Source organism: Streptomyces sp. NRRL S-646 (genome assembly GCF_000720765.1).
Taxonomy (GTDB): Bacteria; Actinomycetota; Actinomycetes; order Streptomycetales; family Streptomycetaceae; genus Streptomyces.
This window is the reverse complement of record NZ_JODC01000011.1, coordinates 383,350-398,746: the sequence shown is the minus strand read 5'-3', so window position 1 is coordinate 398,746 and position 15,397 is coordinate 383,350. Positions and strand designations below refer to the sequence as shown.

Here is a 15,397-nt window from a genome sequence, read left to right as displayed (position 1 = left end):
AGTCGGCGTAGGCAGGCGGAGCCCGCCGGTCGGAGGCCGGCGCAGCCGTCTCGAAGCCGCGTAGCGTGCGAGGGCGGCAGACGAGAGGGGCCGAGGCGGCCAGGCGGCGCGACTGAACACGCGTCCGCACCATCACTCGTACGGGTCAATCTGGGCGTCCCGGACAACGTTGACGCGATCCGGACACATCCGGCGGGTCAAAGCAGTGTCCTAACCACACGTCACTCGGTTAGATGAGTGTGGACACCAGAACACCCCGCACGCCCCCGGGGGACGGCCCGTCGGGATTCGATGACGCTCCCGCGCTGAGCATGGTGAAGGTGCCGAGCGACCCGGCGCAGGTCATCGTCAATCATGCGAGCTTCCGCGTGCAGCTCGGCGCCTCGGCCCGTACCCGATCGCCGCGGATCGCACGGCATTTGACCGCCTCCCAGGACGCCGCCCGCACGCCCGTCGCCGGTACCGCCGCGGGCAGAGCGGGCGCGGGCGCCCGCCGCCGGCCGGTCGTCTGGAGCGGCAGGTCGGCCCCCGACGACACCGGCGCGCACCGCCTGCTCCAAGCCGTGCGCGGAGGCAGCATCCGGCACGGCGACGACCCGTCCGTCGACGCAGGAGCCACCCAGGTCATCCCGCGCGTGGAGGTCGGCGGCTACGACGAGGCCTACGACGAGCTGGAACAGACCGTAGAGACCCCGATCGTCGGAGCCCAGCGCGGCCGCCCCGTCGACGACATCGTCGGCACCCGCCTCCTCCCCGGCATGCGCACCGCCGGCAGCGGATACGACGAGGAACACGCCTACGGCGCCCAGGAGTTCGAGGACTTCGACGAGACGGGCGAGTTCGACGACCCCGAGGGGTTCGACGACTCCGACGAGTTCGGCGAATTCGACGAGGAGGACGCCGACCGGCCCGCCAGGCGCCAGGGCGTCGACCCGGCACGGCACGCCTACTACCCGGGCCGCCGTATGAACCTCGGCGTCGTCCTCCTGCCCCTGCGCATCTTCCTCGGCTTCATCTCCATCTACGCAGGCATGGGCAAGCTGTGCGACCCCGTCTACTTCGACGGCGGCAAGCGCGGCTCCATGGTCAAGTGGCTCAACACCCTGCACCCCTGGGAAGTCGCCGAGCCGCTGCGGCAGTTCGCCCTGCAGCACCCGGTCGGCTCCGGACTCGTCATCGCCTTCGCACAGGTCGTCGTGGGCGTGCTCACGGTCCTGGGCTGCTGGCAGCGGGTCGCCGCCGTCTTCGGCGCGCTGCTGTCGGCCGCGCTGATCGTCACCGTCAGCTGGAAGACCGTTCCCGCCTACGACGCCCCCGACATCATCTACCTCGCCGCCTGGTCCCCGCTGATCATCGCCGGCGCCCCCGTCTACTCCGTCGACGGCCGCCTCGCCGGCAGCGCCTGGCGGCGCCTGGGACCCTGCTCCGACATCTGGGACCTGCGCGCGTACGTCCTGCGCCGCGGCGCCCTCATCACGGCGATCGTGACCGGCCTCACCCTGCTCGTCGGCTCGCTGCTCGGCGGTGCGGTCCGTGACGCCGACCGCGTGATCGTCCCCGGTCCCGGCGAGGCCCCACGCAACGAACTGCCGGGATCCCCGCTCCCGCAGGCGCCGCACAAGCGGCACAGCCAGTCGCCCTCGGCCTCGAACACGCCGACCCACGGCGCCACCGCCGGTTCCACGCCTTCCGGCGCGGCGACCACGCCGGGCGCCACCGCGACGGGCGGCACGCCCAGCCAGACCCAGGGCACCGCGGGCCGCACCCCGCCCCAGCACTCCTCGCCGTCCGGCGGCGCCCCCAGCACCAGCTCCGGCCCCACCTCCGGCGGCGGAGACGGCGGCACAGGCTCCGGCGGCTCCTCCTCCGGTGACCCGGGCCTGGTGGGCGGCCTGTTGGGCTGAACAGAGCCGGCGAGCACCGGGTCCATACAAAAGGGGCTCCGCACGGAGAACGTGCGGGGCCCCTTTGCGTACGGGAGTTGCACCGCCCTGCTTTTGGGGGCGCGGGGCTGTGTCGATCTGCGGCTCCGCCGCGTGGGCGCGACAAGCCCCCATTCACCCGCAGACGCACAACAACCTGGTCGACCGAGCCCTCACCGCCCCAGAGCGGCCAGCTCCTTCGCCGCCTCGGTCAGATCCTTCGCCGTGTCGATGGCGCGCCAGTACGCCCCCTGAGGGAGCGAGAAACCGGCGAGCCGACGCTCACGGGCCAGATGCGGAAACGTCGTACGCTCATGATCCCCACGCTCGGGGAGCAGCCCGGCGAACTCGGGAGAGAAGACGTACACACCCGCGTTGATCTCGAAAGTCGACGGCGGCGACTCGATGAAGTCCGTGATGTGCCCGAAGCCGTCCGTCTTCACCGCGCCCCAGGGGATGCGCGGACGGGCCAGGGCCAGCGTCGCGACAGCGTCCCGCTCCGTGTGGAAGTCCGCCATGTCCCGCAGCGAGAAGCGGGTCCAGATGTCGCCGTTGGTGGCGTACCAGGGCCGGTCAGGATGCGGGAGGTGGGCGGCGGCGTACTTCAGTCCGCCGCCGCGTCCGAGCGGTTCCGTCTCGACGACCGTCGTCACCTTCAGCGGCAGGTCGGCCGCCTTCAGCCAGTCCTGCAGCACCTCGGCGAGATGGCCGCAGCTGACCACCACGTCCGTCACGCCCTCCTCGGCCAGCCAGGCAAGCTGATGGCCGATGATCGGAGTCCCCGTACCGGGAATCTCGACCATCGGCTTGGGCCGGTCGTCGGTGTAGGGACGCAGCCGGGAGCCCTGGCCACCGGCCAGGACGACGGCTTGAACGGGGCGGGACGCGGCGCTCGGATGGGTCATGACCGAACTGTACGGTGCGTCCCGCCCGCGTCCGGAGCCTGCAACCGTTCCTTAATCAGCCGTTACCCTCCTCCGAACGGTCCGTGGAGTCCACGGCGGAGGAGGGACGGGTTCGGTCTCAGCCGAGCGCGGCCGCGACGCCCGAGGCGAAGGACGTGTCGCAGACCGGGCGGGCGTAGGACTGGGCGCGCGTGGGGCCGTACATGCGGACCGCGGCGCGGCCCAGGGACCGGGCGATGGACACGCAGTGCTTGGCGAGCGACGGGCGCTCGTTCACGGCCTGCTGGAGGTGCGTCAGGACCGTGCCCGGGTCCTCCTCCTGGAGCTCGCCCAGAAGCTTGTCGCGCAGCACGTCCTGCGGGGCGCGGTGGGCGGCCTTGGCGTCCGAGGTGATGGCGGACGCGTCCGAGGCGGTGAGGACGGAGTCCGAGGGGTTTCCCGTCCAGTTGACTCGGGTGACCGCGAGGGTCCCGGAAAGCACCAGGACGACGGGCAGGACGAGGGCGAGCGTGCGGCCGATCCGGCGGGCGGGGCCCCGGCCGCGTCGCGTCTGTTGGTTAGTGGAGTGCTTCACGCGAGTGAGAGTAGCGCCAGGTGATGATTTGGCGACATTTAGTAATCAATTCGGGGGACGAAAAGCCGCTTCGAATGGGGCGCGAAGTTGACGCACGCTGCTCGAAATGACCGGTCTGCCGGGGTAAATGTCGACAACAAGAAGGGCCCCGCAGGGGTCTGCGGGGCCCATCTTCGTCAACCTGGGTGAATTACCCGGGATGGGTGTTTCAGGAGTTGCCGCTCGGCCGAGTGGCCTCAGTCGGTGAGACGCTCGCCGGTGGAGGTCGAGAACACGTGGGTCTCGCCCGGGCGGGGCACCACGTGCAGGGTCGAGCCCTTCTCCGGCACTCGGCGGCCCTCGACGCGGACGACCAGGTCCTTGGTCTCGCCGCCGACCTCGGCGGTGCCGTAGACGTAGCCGTCGGCGCCGAGCTCCTCGACGACGTTCACGGAGACCGCGAGACCGGCCGGCTTGTCCTCGGTGTCCTTCGAGAGGGCGTTGGCGGCGGCGCCGTTCTCCTCGACGATGTCGAAGTGCTCGGGGCGGACGCCGACGGTGACCGTGCGGTCGCCCTTGTCGGAGGCGGCCTTCAGGGCGTCACGGTTGACCGGGACGACACTGTTGCCGAACTTCACGCCGCCGTCGGTGATCGGCACCTCGACCAGGTTCATGGCCGGGGAGCCGATGAAGCCGGCGACGAAGAGGTTGGCGGGCTTGTCGTACATGTTGCGCGGCGAGTCGACCTGCTGGAGCAGACCGTCCTTGAGCACGGCCACACGGTCGCCCATCGTCATGGCCTCGACCTGGTCGTGGGTGACGTAGACGGTGGTGATGCCGAGACGGCGCTGCAGCGACGCGATCTGCGTACGGGTGGAGACACGGAGCTTGGCGTCGAGGTTCGACAGCGGCTCGTCCATGAGGAAGACCTGCGGCTCACGGACGATGGCGCGGCCCATGGCGACACGCTGGCGCTGACCACCGGAGAGGGCCTTCGGCTTGCGGTCCAGGTACTCGCTGAGGTCGAGGATCTTCGCGGCCTCTTCGACCTTCTTGCGGATCTCCGCCTTGTTGACGCCGGCGATCTTGAGCGCGAAGCCCATGTTGTCGGCGACGGTCATGTGCGGGTACAGCGCGTAGTTCTGGAACACCATGGCGATGTCCCGGTCCTTCGGCGGCAGGTGCGTGACGTCGCGGTCACCGATGCGGATGGCGCCGGCGTTCACGTCCTCGAGCCCCGCGAGCATGCGGAGCGAGGTGGACTTGCCGCAGCCGGACGGACCGACGAGGACGAGGAACTCGCCGTCCCCGACTTCGATCTCCAGACCGTCGACGGCGGGCTTCTCGGTGCCCGGGTAGATCCGGGTCGCCTTGTCGAACGTAACAGTGGCCATGGTGATGGGCCCCCTTCTACCGGCAGGAACGTGCCGGACGATCCGTTGTAGGAAGGTGGTGTAGTCCACGACAGTGAACTGGCTCAGGACGCTACCCGGCGTTCGCCTGATCTGTCAGTACCCCCGAGGCTGTGAACTTCGCGGAAATTTTCGACAGGGGCCGCACCGGACCTGGGTACACTGCACGGGCACGCACGCGAAGCTTGCGTGCAGGCCTCCTTAGCTCAGCTGGTCAGAGCGCCGCTCTTGTAAAGCGAAGGTCGTCGGTTCGAATCCGACAGGGGGCTCTGTCTTTGCCGCGCTGACCTGGGATCTCTCCCCAATGGCGCGCCCTACGCGGTCTCGGACTCCTCGTCCGGGGCCGTTTGCGTGCGCGGATGCGTCGCCCGGCCCTTCAGGTCGGCACCGGCCGCGGGGCCGGTGTCGCTGTGCCGTGGAGCCGGATCGGCGGGGGGCGATCTCTTCGTACAGCTCCGGGAAGCGCCGTGTGAGTGGAGCGCAAAAGGCGCGAGCGCAAGGCCGCCAGCGGGCCGTCACAAAGGTCCTCAGTGCCCTCAAAGCCGAGAAGGCCACCCGCAAGCCGAGGCAGCCAGGACCAGCAGCGCCACACCACGCCCGGCCGCTCCCGTCCGACCAGCGTGACGGAATCACGGATGCCGTCACATCTTTTGCCGGGTCGGTCGTCCGTCACTCTGGCGATGCAGCCGCCACCAGTACGGCGGCGCTGATCACGGCCGCGTGGACACCGTGGGAGTGAGCAGTTCCAGCGCCTCCTGCCGGCGGGAGCTGTCGGCCCCGCCGCCGGCCTTCGGCCGGTGCGGATCGTACGAGCCGGTCAGGACGCCCATCTCGCGCAACCTCTCCAGGCGCTGCCGGTATGCGGGATGGGCGGCCCGGGCCGAGTTCACATGCGGCAGGACGGCCGTGGGGATGCCCATGCCGTATGCCTCGCACAGGATGCCCCGGGCGAGGGTGTCGGAGATCCCTGCCGCCCACTGGTTGACCGTGTTGAAGGTGGCCGGCGCCACCGCGATGGCGTCGGCGGGCGGCAGCGGGCGAGGATCGCCGGGGGAGCGCCAGGCCGAGCGGATCGGGTAGCCGGTCTGGGCCTCGACAGCCTCCGTGTCGATGATGCCGAGGCACTGCGGAGTGGCCACCACGCCGACGTTCCAGTTCGCCTCCTGAGCCGCCGTGATCAGCTTGCCGATGCTGTCGGCGACCCCGGCCGCGCACACGACGACGTACAGGAACGGCTTCTTGGCGTGCTGGGCGAGCTGGTCGGGCTGGGCGCTCACGCGGGGGCTCTCATTTGACGGCTGAAGTGGTGCCGTGCGGGGAGCGTACTGAGGCGGCCCGTCTCCTCCTGGAGCCGGATCACTCGTTCGATAAGGAACTGCTCACGGTGTACATCGGTGGCGTCGGGCGCGGGTGCCGCTACCACGGTCATGCTGAAGGCCGGCCCGACTGCACCCTCCCGTGGGTGGAGGTCAGAGCCAGCCGCGTTGTGCGGCTTTGGTGCCGGCCTCGAAACGGCTGGAGGCGCCGAGGCGCTCCATGATCGAGGCGACCTGCCGCCGGATGGTGCGATCCGTGAGGCCGAGGCGCTGGCCGGCCGCTTCGTCGGTGAGACCGGTGCCGAGCAGGCGCAGCAGTTCGCGCTCGTGGTCGGTGAGGCCGTCCTGTGGGTCGCCAGGGCGGGTGGTTCCCAGCGGGACCGCGGTGTTCCAGGCATGCTCGAAGAGTTCGAGCAGGGCGGAGACGATGCCGGGTTCGGTGACGTGAAGCGCGCCTTTGCGGTTGTCCGCCGGGTCGATCGGTACCAGGGCGTGGGTGCGGTCGACGATGACCATCCGCTGGGGGACGGTCGGCGCGGTGCGTACCTCCCCGCCGTGGCTGAGCAGCACGCGGGCGTAGTCGGCGATATGGGCGTGGCGGCGGGCGAGCTTCTGGAAGAGGCTGCGCATGGACACGCCGCGGTCGAGGGCGGCGAGGTCGTGCTCACGGCCGGCGGCGAGGTCGTCGGCGCTCTGAATGCCGGGCTGGACGCCGATGATCTCGGTGTGGGCGGTGCGGCACAGGCGTTCGAGGCAGTTGTGGATGGCGTCCATGCCGAGCAGACGCTCGCCTTGGGAGGAGCGGTGCTGGACGCGGTCGGCGAGCATGCGGGTGACCGCCGCGCGCGAGGCGGCCAGCTCCGCCAAACGGTCGGCGAGGTCGGCTTCCTGGCGGGCCACGATCTCGGCCAGGCCGACATCGGGATCGACGGCACGCATCTGCCCCGGGTGTTGGTTGGAGGCACGCACGAGCATCAGCTCTCCGAGCTCGTCAAGGCACTCATGGACGCGCGACGGAGTTAGGCCGCATATCTTCGCGAGCTGGTCGACGCCGTGGCCAGGGTGGTCGAGCATGGCCTGATAGACGTCAGCAGCTTCGGTGGTCAATCCGAGTGCTTGCAGCATCGTCCTACGATCCCCCCTCTGGAACGTTCTCCTCCGAGTCCCAGACTGGGGATCATGGTTTCAGTCAGTCGCCCGTCCGAGCAAGTGTTTGCCTCGGCGTTTCCCCAGGTGCGGGTCCTGCATGCGACCAGTCGATTGATGTACAGACGCGCCCCCACTGCTTAAAACTCGGGTAAAGTCGACCATTTCGGCAAGATAGGACCGGCTCCATGTCCTGAACCGGATAGGTCCTGTTCAGGACCCCCGGAAAGCCTTCCGGAGGCGTGAATCCGCGGCGAAGCTATTCATCGCCCGCCGGTAATAGCCCGAATGGCCGACGTACGAAGCGTCTGGCCGTGACGCGAGACCGGAGCAGGGCGCCCGCTTCGTGATTCCGAAGGAGTGATCGCCATGATTCGCATCCGCATAGCCCAGGCCGCCGCGGTCGTCACCCTTGTGATGGGCACCGCCACGCTCTTCCCCTCCCCCGCGCACGTGGTCGTGGTGGACTCGGCGGCCGAGCCCCTGTTCCCGCAGACCGGCACCTGGGGTGGCTGATCCCTCCATATGGACATCGTCTACACCAGCCTGCGCCGTCGCACCAGAGCCCCTGACGAGCCGGCGAGCGAGCTGGTAGAGGCGCTGAGCACCCTGTGGGCTCATGCGACGCTCGAGGATGGTCTGGAGCATGTGTCCGGCCGTTCCGAGTGGGACCGTGTCGACTTTCTGATGTACCTGCTCACCAACGATTGCGGCGCTCTCGGATTCTGCAGCGCGGTGTACCGCGCCAGTTCCCTGCTGCGCCGCTGCCACGAGGCTTCCGCGCTGATGCAGCGCCGCTATCTGCCTCCCGACGCGCCGAAGGACGTGCTTGGCGTCACGGGATTCTGCTGCTGCGCCACGCAGACGCCGCAGAACTAATTCTTCGTATCGCCCATCGACACCAAGGGGGGATTTGTGTGAGTTCAGCGCACGATCGAACAGCTATGGACAAGAAGCAGTCGCTGGCAGGCATGCTGGCGCGCGCCCGTGCCAAGGTCACCGAAGGGCCCCGTCCTCGCCAGAACCGGAACAACGTCGCGCTCTCCCACTCGCAGAACACGCTGTGGTTCGTCGACCGGCTGCAGGCCGGCACCTCGACCTACAACGTCCCCTTCCTGTTCCGTCTCGAAGGCGATCTCGACGTCGAGGCCCTGACCGATGCCTTCACGAGCATCGTCAGGCGTCACGAGGCGCTGCGGACCCATGTTCTAGTGGAGAACGACGAGTACTTCCAGGGAATCGTCGAGGACCCGCGGGTCACGATCGAGAAGGCGACCGTGGAATCCGAAGGCGAAGCCGATCGGATGATGACGGAATTCGCCGGAAGCGGGTTCACGCTGACAGAGTTCCCATTGTGGCGCGCCTCTCTCGTCACGGTTCGCGACGATCTCCATTACTTCGGTTTCGTCGTCCACCACATCATTTTCGACGGAGTGTCGACGTCGATCTTCTTCGAGGAACTCGAAGAGGAGTACAACGCGCGGCGTTCGGGAACCACGCCCAAGGTCGAGGCCCCCGCTGTCCAGTTCGCCGACTTCAGTGAGTGGCAGCGCAAGCGGATGAGCACAGGCGCGTGGCAGGAGAGTGTCGACTACTGGTCCGAAATCCTCAGCGACGTCGATGTCATGGATATTCCCGGCGACCGTCCCCTCTCGCCCGAGGTGACATACGCGGGGGCCGCGGAGGTGAGCACCTGGCCGGGGCTCGCGATACAGGTCAACGAGCTCGCGTCGTCCCTCTCGACCACGCCGATCACGGTCTACGCCACGGCGATGGCCTCTCTCTTCCGCCGGTACTCGGGTTCCGAGGAAGTCATCTTCGGAATGCCCACCGCCAACCGCGGCGAAATCGAATGTGAACGAACCCTCGGCTTCTTCATCAACATGTTGCCGCTCCGCTGCGAGGTCAATCCCGACGCGACGTTCCGGGAATGTCTCGCGGGGGTTCAGCGACGGTTCCGCGAGGGGCAGTCACACGGGCAGCTGCCCCTCGAGGAGATCGTCGCCAGCGCCGGAGTGAAGCGTGAGTCCTCGCGCTCCACGCTGTTCCAGTACACGCTGACGATGAACGAGTGGGCCGAGCCGCTCCGACTCGACGGAATATCCGCGGTGGAGCGGGAGTGGGAGACCACCCAGGCGAAGTTCTTCCAGTCCTGGACGGTCACCCAGAAGGGCATGGACCTGGAGATCCACACCGCGTACAACACCGACATCTTCGACGCTGCGACCATCGCGACCATGCAGCGGGTGTTCGTGGGGATCCTGCGCAGGGCGATCTCCATGCCGGACGCCAGCATCCGGCAGTCGTGGGCCCAGGACGAGGAGTCCCGCGCCGCGCAGGCGCGCTGGGGCAAGGGCAGCGAAGCTCCGACGCCCACGGGCAACGTGTTCACGCACTTCTCGCGGGTCGCGGACGAGCACGGGCAGAACGTGGCCGTCAACGCCCCCGACGCGGTGTTGACCTACGACGAGCTGCGGCGGCGTGTGGAGGCGATCCGCGTCCACCTGGCGGCGAACGGGGTCGGTGCAGGCGATCGGGTGGGCGTCTCGCTCGCGCCCTCGTCCGACTTCCCCGCCACCGTGCTGGCACTGATGGCGCTGGGCGCCGTGTACGTGCCGGTCGACGCCATGAACCCGCCGGGCCGCATCGAGACGATCATCCAGAACGCCGCCGTCCAGTGGGTGGTCTGCGACGCCACGACGGCGGGAATCGCGCCCGGGCTGGAGTTCCGGCTGCCGACGGACCTTCCGGACGCGGCCGACGCGTTCGAGGCGGTTCCCGGCGGGAGCGCGACCGCGTACCTGATGTACACCTCGGGCAGCACGGGTACGCCGAAGGGCGTGCTCATCAGCCACGACAGTGTTCTGGGGTTCGTCCAGAACGTCCGGACGCTGTTCGATCTCACGTCACAGGAACGCTTTCTCGGTTATGCGTCCTGTGGGTTCGACGTCTCGGTCTTCGAGATGTTCGGCGCGCTGCTGACCGGTGCTTCGCTCCATCTCGTACCGTCCGCGATGCGTCTCGACATGTCGGGCGTCCAGCGGTTCCTGGAGGAGCACCGCATCACGGTGACCGATCTGCCGCCGTCGGTCATGAAGCTGCTCGATCCGGCTCCGCTGAACGACCTGCGTATTGTCTTCGTGGGCGGCGAGGCCTTCTCCCACGAGCTCGTACGGGCCTGGGGCAAGGGCCGGCGCATCTTCAACGGATACGGCGTCACCGAGTGCACCGTCACCAGCATCGTCGAAGAGCTGAAGGAGCCGCTGGCGGCGGCGGCCCTGCCCATCGGCGGCCCGATGGACAACCACGTCGCGTACGTACTGGACGATCAGCACGTACCGGTGCCGCAGGGTGTCATCGGGCAGCTGGCCATCGGCGGAGTCGGGCTGACGTCCGGCTACTGGAACCGGGACGAGGACAACCAGCGGCGCTTCATCCCGGACCCGTTCGCGGACGACCCCGAGGCGCGCCTCTACTTGACCGGTGACCTGGCGCGACACACCGGCGACGGCCGCCTGGTGTACGTCGGACGGGCCGACAAGCAGGTCAAGATCAACGGTGTACGGATCGAGATCGGCGAGATCGAGAGCGTCATCCGCAGCGCCCGCGGCATCCGCAATGTGTACGTGCGGGTCCAGCAGGACCAGGACCAGAAGAGGGTCGTCGCGTACTGCGCGACCGGTGGAGCCCCCGACGTGTCCGAGGCTGCCCTCCGGGACCACTGCCGCAGGTACCTCGTGTCCACGATGGTGCCGAGCACCTTCGTGATGCTCGACGAACTGCCGATCAACGCGAGCGGAAAGATTGACGAGCGGGCCCTGCCCAGCGTCGATTCCACGGTCGAGGCGGAGCCGGCGGAAACCCTCACCGATCTCGAGCGTCAGATGATGACCAAGGCCTTCGAGCCGATCCTCGGGCGCAGCGACTTCGCGAAGAACGTCAGCTTCTTCGACCTGGGCGGGACGAGCCTGCAGGCCGCCCAGTTGGTCTCCAAGATCAGGAAGATCTTCTCGACCGAAGTCTCGCTGGCCGCGTTCTTCGCGGACTCGAGCGTGCAGAGCATGGCTCTGGAGGTCGAACGCTCCAGGCTCGCCGGCCTGTCCCCCGATGAACTGGAAAAGGCCATCGAGCAGATGACCGAAGAGGACGTCGTCCGACTCCTGGCCGAGTGAACAGCTGGATATGGATCGGGACGACAGGGAACGCGTGATGCAACCTGAAGGGCACCGTCTGAACGCCTATCTCCGTGCGAGATCGGCGAGGACGGACACATCGAATCTCATCGAACTGAGCCAGTCGGCACCGTCCGGACGGGTGCTCCTGTTCGCTCATCCGGTGGGCGGCAGTCTGCTGGCCTACCAGCCGCTCGTCCGGCGGCTCACCGACCACCGGTGCCTCGGACTGGAGGCTTCGCCGAAGACGCTCGCCGTTGACGGGCCCGTCGAGTCGGTCCAGGAGCTCGCGTGGCAGTACGTCGCGGGCTTCGCCGACGACGGCCCCCAGATCGACGTGGTCTGCGGCTGGTCGTTCGGTGGCGCTCTCGCATGGGAGATCGCGTGCCTGCTCGCGGAACGGGGAGTGCGGCCGAAGGTGGTCCTCATCGACTCGACGTGGCCGGAGGGGCACCACCCGGACGCGACGCCCGCGCAGGCGCTGCGGAGCTTCGTGCACGACGCGCTGCGGCTGAGCGGACGTGACGGTGAGGCCGAGGTGAAGACGGAGGCCGAGGCCGCCGCGGTGCTCGGCATGGACCTGGATGCCTTCAGCGAGCGCTTCGAGATCTTTGAGCGCAACAGGCGGCTCATCGCCAAGTGGAAGCCGACTCCGGGCGAGCTCGACGTCGTGTCCGTACGCGCGGTGGAGTCCCTCAAGTCGGATTGGTCGACAGTGACCTCGGGCAACGTGCACGTGCAGGACCTCCCCGGCGACCATTACGGCCTGCTCGGAGCCAACGGGAACGTCGCCGAGATCGAACGGGCCATCAGGGACGACCACCCGGCGGCGCCGCCCGTCCCGGTCCCGCACGAGAAGCCCGGCGAGGCCGACGCGGCTGCTCTCCAGGCCTCTCTGGCGAAGCTCATGGACACGCCCCACTGGCGCGACCTGGTGATCAGGTCCCGGCGGATGGACCCGGACGCCATCGCCGAGGCGTACCGGGAGCTCGGCACCCGCGGCTTGCTCACACCGGACTGGCCGAGCGAGTTCGGCGGCGCGGGAACGCCGACGCGCCTCGCCATCGAGCTCTTCGAAGGCTTCGCAGCGAGCGGCCTGCCGGACCTCGTGTACGCGCTCACGGTGCAGATCGTGGGCAACTTCGTCCTGAAGTCCGGTTCGGACCGGCTGAAGTGCGATCTGCTTCCGCGTATCAGCCGGGGCGAGGAGTTCGCCACCGTCCTCTACAGCGAACCCCGCGCCGGCAGCGACCTCGCCGCGCTCCGCACCAGGGCGGAGCGGCGTGGCGACCGCTATGTGCTCAACGGCGTCAAGGTGTTCAGCATCTACAGCGACATCGCCGGTTCGGCGCTGGTGGCCGCGCGCACCGGGCAGGAGGGGCACAAATACGACGGCATCACGCTTTTCGTGATCGACCTGGCTGCCGAGGGTGTGAGCGTCGAGCTCGTCGACACGCTCCAGCGTGAACGGATGTGCCGGGTCCGCCTGCGCGACGTCGAGGTCGAGAGCTGGCGCCGGGTGGGCGAGGAGGGCCGCGGTTGGGCCCTGCTCGACGGGGCCCTGGCCATCGAACGTACCGGCATCGACCACGTCGTCAGGGCGGCACGCTGGCTGAGGGCACTGCGCGGGACGTCTGGTCGGCCCACGAGCCTCCAGCGGCTCGAGGGACAGGTCGAGTGCGCCACGACGCTGGCCCGCGCGGCTGCCGAGGTGTTCCTGCGTACCGACGTCAAGGCGACCGATACCGCTGTGGCCAAGCTCTACACGAGCGAGACCTGTCAGCAGGTGGGCCACGAGGTGCTCCGCCGCTGGAGCACGCTCGGAAAGGCGTCCGGGCTCGACGAGCTCGCCTACGAGGAGCTGTTCTCGGGGCTGACCGAGTCGCCTGGACTGACCTTGTCCGCCGGCACGTCGGAGATGATGCTGTCCACCATCGGGACGGACCTCAGGGAGGAGTCCTCCCGGCGCTGCCTGGAGATCCTGCACCGCTTCGGCGGAGAGCTCGTCGACACCGTTATCGAGGTCCTCGAAGCCACCGGCGCGGGCATCAAGGCCGAGCCCCTGTTCGCCCACTCGCCGACGCGGCGGGAGGCCCTGGAGAAGACCCTGGCCGAACTTGGCTTCGACCAGGTCGAGCGCCCCGAGCAGGAGGGGGGTCTCGGACTCGGTCTCACGGTCGGCTGTGCCATCAGCCTGGCCATGGGGTACCTCGGGTACGAGAACGCCTACCGGCCGTGCCGGGCCGGGATCAGTGACGACGGAGCCTGCCACGACCGGTGCTCCTCGCACGAGTGCAGGCTGCGGCACGCGGCCTACGTGCTGGGACTCGGAATCGGGATGTTCCGGACCGCCTGGGAGTACGCCTCCACCCGGGAGCAGTTCGGGAAGAAGCTCGTCGACGCCGACGCGCTGATGTTCCCCCTGATCCGTTCCTACGCCGAACTGAGCGCGCTCGGCGCGCGACTCCACGAGCTCGCGGAAGCGGGCGGGGACGAGGGAGTCGTCCGGCGCTTCGAACTCGTCGAGCAGGACGCGCTGGTGCGCGTGGTCCGCAGCGCAATGCAGGTGCTGGGGGCCCAGGGCATCACGGAGTGGTCGGTCGCCTCGCGCTTCTACATGCGGTGCGCGGAGAGCATCGGATCTCTCGACCACGAGGGCATGGAGGACGACGGCTGACCCGGGCCGGATCGCACGAGCGCTCTTCGAATGCTGTCACTCCCATACAAAGGTTTTTTCCATGCGACTTTCCCCTGAAGGTTCCGAATTCACCGATATGATCTCCTCGGACATCTACGAGGAGTCGCAGTACGGGGCCCGGGACATGCATCCCGTGTGGCAGGAGCTGCGCGGGCATGACGTACTCCACCGTCAGCAGACCCCCGACGGCGAGGACTTCTTCTCGGCGATGCGGTACGCGGACGTCCGCGAGGTTCTGAACGACCACAAGACGTTCTCCTCGGCGTACAGCACCATGCTGACCGTACGCGGGGACGGGGACGTTGCGGCAGGGGCGGCGATCCACCTCACCGACCCGCCGCTGCACTCCGACATCAAGCGCAACTTCACCCCCCTGATGACGCGACAGGCGACCCTCCGCCTTCAGGAAGGGATCCGCGTCCGCATGTCCGAGCTGTTCGACGCCGTCCGCGGGCGGGAGACTTTCGACTTCTGCGACGCCATGCTCACGCTGCCGATGACGATCACCGGCGAGCTCATGGGCATTCCCCAGGAGGAGTGGACCGTCACGGGCAGGGCGACGGTCCGGGCGATGGGGGGCGTCGACCCGGACGTCTCGGAGTACGAGCGTCGCTTCCAGCTCTTCGAGGCCCACACCACGATCATGTCGGTGCTCGGAGAGGTCCTGGAGTCCGACCCGCCTGCCGACTCGGTGAGCGGCCGCTGCCCGGCCACCGCCCACGCCGTGGCGGACGGTGAGAGGAACGTTCCCCTGCTGAACGCGTATGCGTTCCTCATGGGCGCCAATCCGACCGTTCCCCAGACCATCAACCAGACGCTGCTGCTGCTGGCCGGCGACGACGACCTGTGGTCGTGGTTCCAGCGCCAGGAGGAGACCGACCAGCGGTTTATCGACGAGGCGCTCCGCTGGGCGAGCCCGGTCAACCACGTGCTGCGCCGCGCCACGGAGGACACCACGATCGGTGGCACCGACGTGCCGGCCGGGTCCCTGGTCTCCGCCTGGATCGCCTCGGCCAACCGTGACGAGGAGGTGTTCAAGGATCCGTACCGGTTCGTTCCCGACCGCTCCCCGAACCAGCACCTCGCCTTCGGACTCGGTGTGCACCGGTGCATCGGTCAGCACGTCGCCTCCGCCGGCATCAAGCAGTTCCTCGACCTCTGGCGCCAGAATGTGCGATCCGTGCGGCTGGACGGCGACCCCAAGCACCTCATCTCCAACTTCCTGAACGGTGTGGTGAGTCTGCCTCTGGCCGTGACCTGGAAGTAGAGAGTT

Annotated in this window: 11 protein-coding genes and 1 tRNA gene; 7 read left to right on the top strand and 5 right to left on the bottom strand. The window is 68.4% G+C overall.

Translation table 11 applies throughout. From position 1 onward, the window contains the following. Nucleotides 1–233: 233 nt before the first annotated feature. Nucleotides 234–1,904, top strand: coding sequence for a DoxX family membrane protein (locus IH68_RS0130530; RefSeq protein WP_030941408.1), 1,671 nt, complete (start codon nt 234–236; stop codon nt 1,902–1,904). Between the two features lie 191 nt (nt 1,905–2,095). Here the strand turns inward: IH68_RS0130530 and IH68_RS0130525 are convergent, their stop codons facing one another. The 3 genes from IH68_RS0130525 to IH68_RS0130515 form a co-directional block, all read right to left on the bottom strand. Continuing rightward, entirely contained in the window at nt 2,096–2,827 is a 732-nt protein-coding gene (locus tag IH68_RS0130525; protein WP_030941406.1) for a nucleotidyltransferase family protein, read from the bottom strand. 118 nt (nt 2,828–2,945) lie between these two features. Further along, nucleotides 2,946–3,401 (bottom strand): hypothetical protein, encoded by a 456-nt coding sequence (locus IH68_RS0130520; RefSeq protein WP_030941405.1) that lies wholly within the window; start codon nt 3,399–3,401, stop codon nt 2,946–2,948. Nucleotides 3,402–3,637: 236 nt separating this feature from the next. Further along, a complete protein-coding gene (locus IH68_RS0130515) occupies nt 3,638–4,774 on the bottom strand; it encodes an ABC transporter ATP-binding protein (protein ID WP_030941404.1) in 1,137 nt (378 codons plus the stop codon). A gap of 213 nt (nt 4,775–4,987) precedes the next feature. On the opposite strand from IH68_RS0130515, the gene IH68_RS0130510 reads away from it, so the two are divergent. Next, nucleotides 4,988–5,061 (top strand) — tRNA-Thr (locus IH68_RS0130510). A gap of 441 nt (nt 5,062–5,502) precedes the next feature. Here IH68_RS0130510 and IH68_RS0130505 read toward each other — a convergent pair. Next, entirely contained in the window at nt 5,503–6,069 is a 567-nt protein-coding gene (locus IH68_RS0130505) for a flavoprotein (RefSeq protein WP_030941403.1), read from the bottom strand. A gap of 192 nt (nt 6,070–6,261) precedes the next feature. Next, complete coding sequence (locus tag IH68_RS0130500) at nt 6,262–7,233, bottom strand: helix-turn-helix domain-containing protein (RefSeq protein WP_030941401.1); 972 nt, start codon at nt 7,231–7,233, stop codon at nt 6,262–6,264. A gap of 390 nt (nt 7,234–7,623) precedes the next feature. Here IH68_RS0130500 and IH68_RS56560 point away from each other — a divergent pair, with 390 nt between their 5' ends. The 5 genes from IH68_RS56560 (at nt 7,624) to IH68_RS51910 (ending at nt 15,391) form a co-directional block, all read left to right on the top strand. Further along, nucleotides 7,624–7,770: a hypothetical protein gene (locus IH68_RS56560; protein WP_159403742.1), complete on the top strand. Its 147-nt coding sequence runs from the start codon at nt 7,624–7,626 to the stop codon at nt 7,768–7,770. Between the two features lie 9 nt (nt 7,771–7,779). Then, a complete protein-coding gene (locus IH68_RS58390) occupies nt 7,780–8,133 on the top strand; it encodes a hypothetical protein (protein WP_030941399.1) in 354 nt (117 codons plus the stop codon). A gap of 65 nt (nt 8,134–8,198) precedes the next feature. Beyond that, nucleotides 8,199–11,426 carry a non-ribosomal peptide synthetase gene (locus IH68_RS0130485; RefSeq protein ID WP_030941396.1) on the top strand — a complete coding sequence of 1,076 codons (3,228 nt, stop codon included), beginning with the start codon at nt 8,199–8,201 and terminating at the stop codon, nt 11,424–11,426. Between the two features lie 142 nt (nt 11,427–11,568). After that, on the top strand, nt 11,569–14,103 hold the full coding sequence (locus IH68_RS51915) for an acyl-CoA dehydrogenase family protein (RefSeq protein WP_159403740.1): 2,535 nt from the start codon (nt 11,569–11,571) through the stop codon (nt 14,101–14,103). 97 nt (nt 14,104–14,200) lie between these two features. Continuing rightward, entirely contained in the window at nt 14,201–15,391 is a 1,191-nt protein-coding gene (locus IH68_RS51910) for a cytochrome P450 (RefSeq protein WP_051833814.1), read from the top strand. Nucleotides 15,392–15,397: the final 6 nt, after the last annotated feature.

Excerpts from the sequence above, each read along its gene's own strand:
- IH68_RS0130530 (WP_030941408.1), top strand. The coding sequence starts at position 234 with ATGAGTGTGGACACCAGAACACCCCGCACGCCCCCGGGGGACGGCCCG.
- IH68_RS0130525 (WP_030941406.1), bottom strand. The coding sequence starts at position 2,827 with ATGACCCATCCGAGCGCCGCGTCCCGCCCCGTTCAAGCCGTCGTCCTG.
- IH68_RS0130515 (WP_030941404.1), bottom strand. The coding sequence starts at position 4,774 with ATGGCCACTGTTACGTTCGACAAGGCGACCCGGATCTACCCGGGCACC.
- IH68_RS0130500 (WP_030941401.1), bottom strand. The coding sequence starts at position 7,233 with ATGCTGCAAGCACTCGGATTGACCACCGAAGCTGCTGACGTCTATCAG.
- IH68_RS56560 (WP_159403742.1), top strand. The coding sequence starts at position 7,624 with ATGATTCGCATCCGCATAGCCCAGGCCGCCGCGGTCGTCACCCTTGTG.
- IH68_RS58390 (WP_030941399.1), top strand. The coding sequence starts at position 7,780 with ATGGACATCGTCTACACCAGCCTGCGCCGTCGCACCAGAGCCCCTGAC.
- IH68_RS0130485 (WP_030941396.1), top strand. The coding sequence starts at position 8,199 with ATGGACAAGAAGCAGTCGCTGGCAGGCATGCTGGCGCGCGCCCGTGCC.
- IH68_RS51910 (WP_051833814.1), top strand. The coding sequence starts at position 14,201 with ATGATCTCCTCGGACATCTACGAGGAGTCGCAGTACGGGGCCCGGGAC.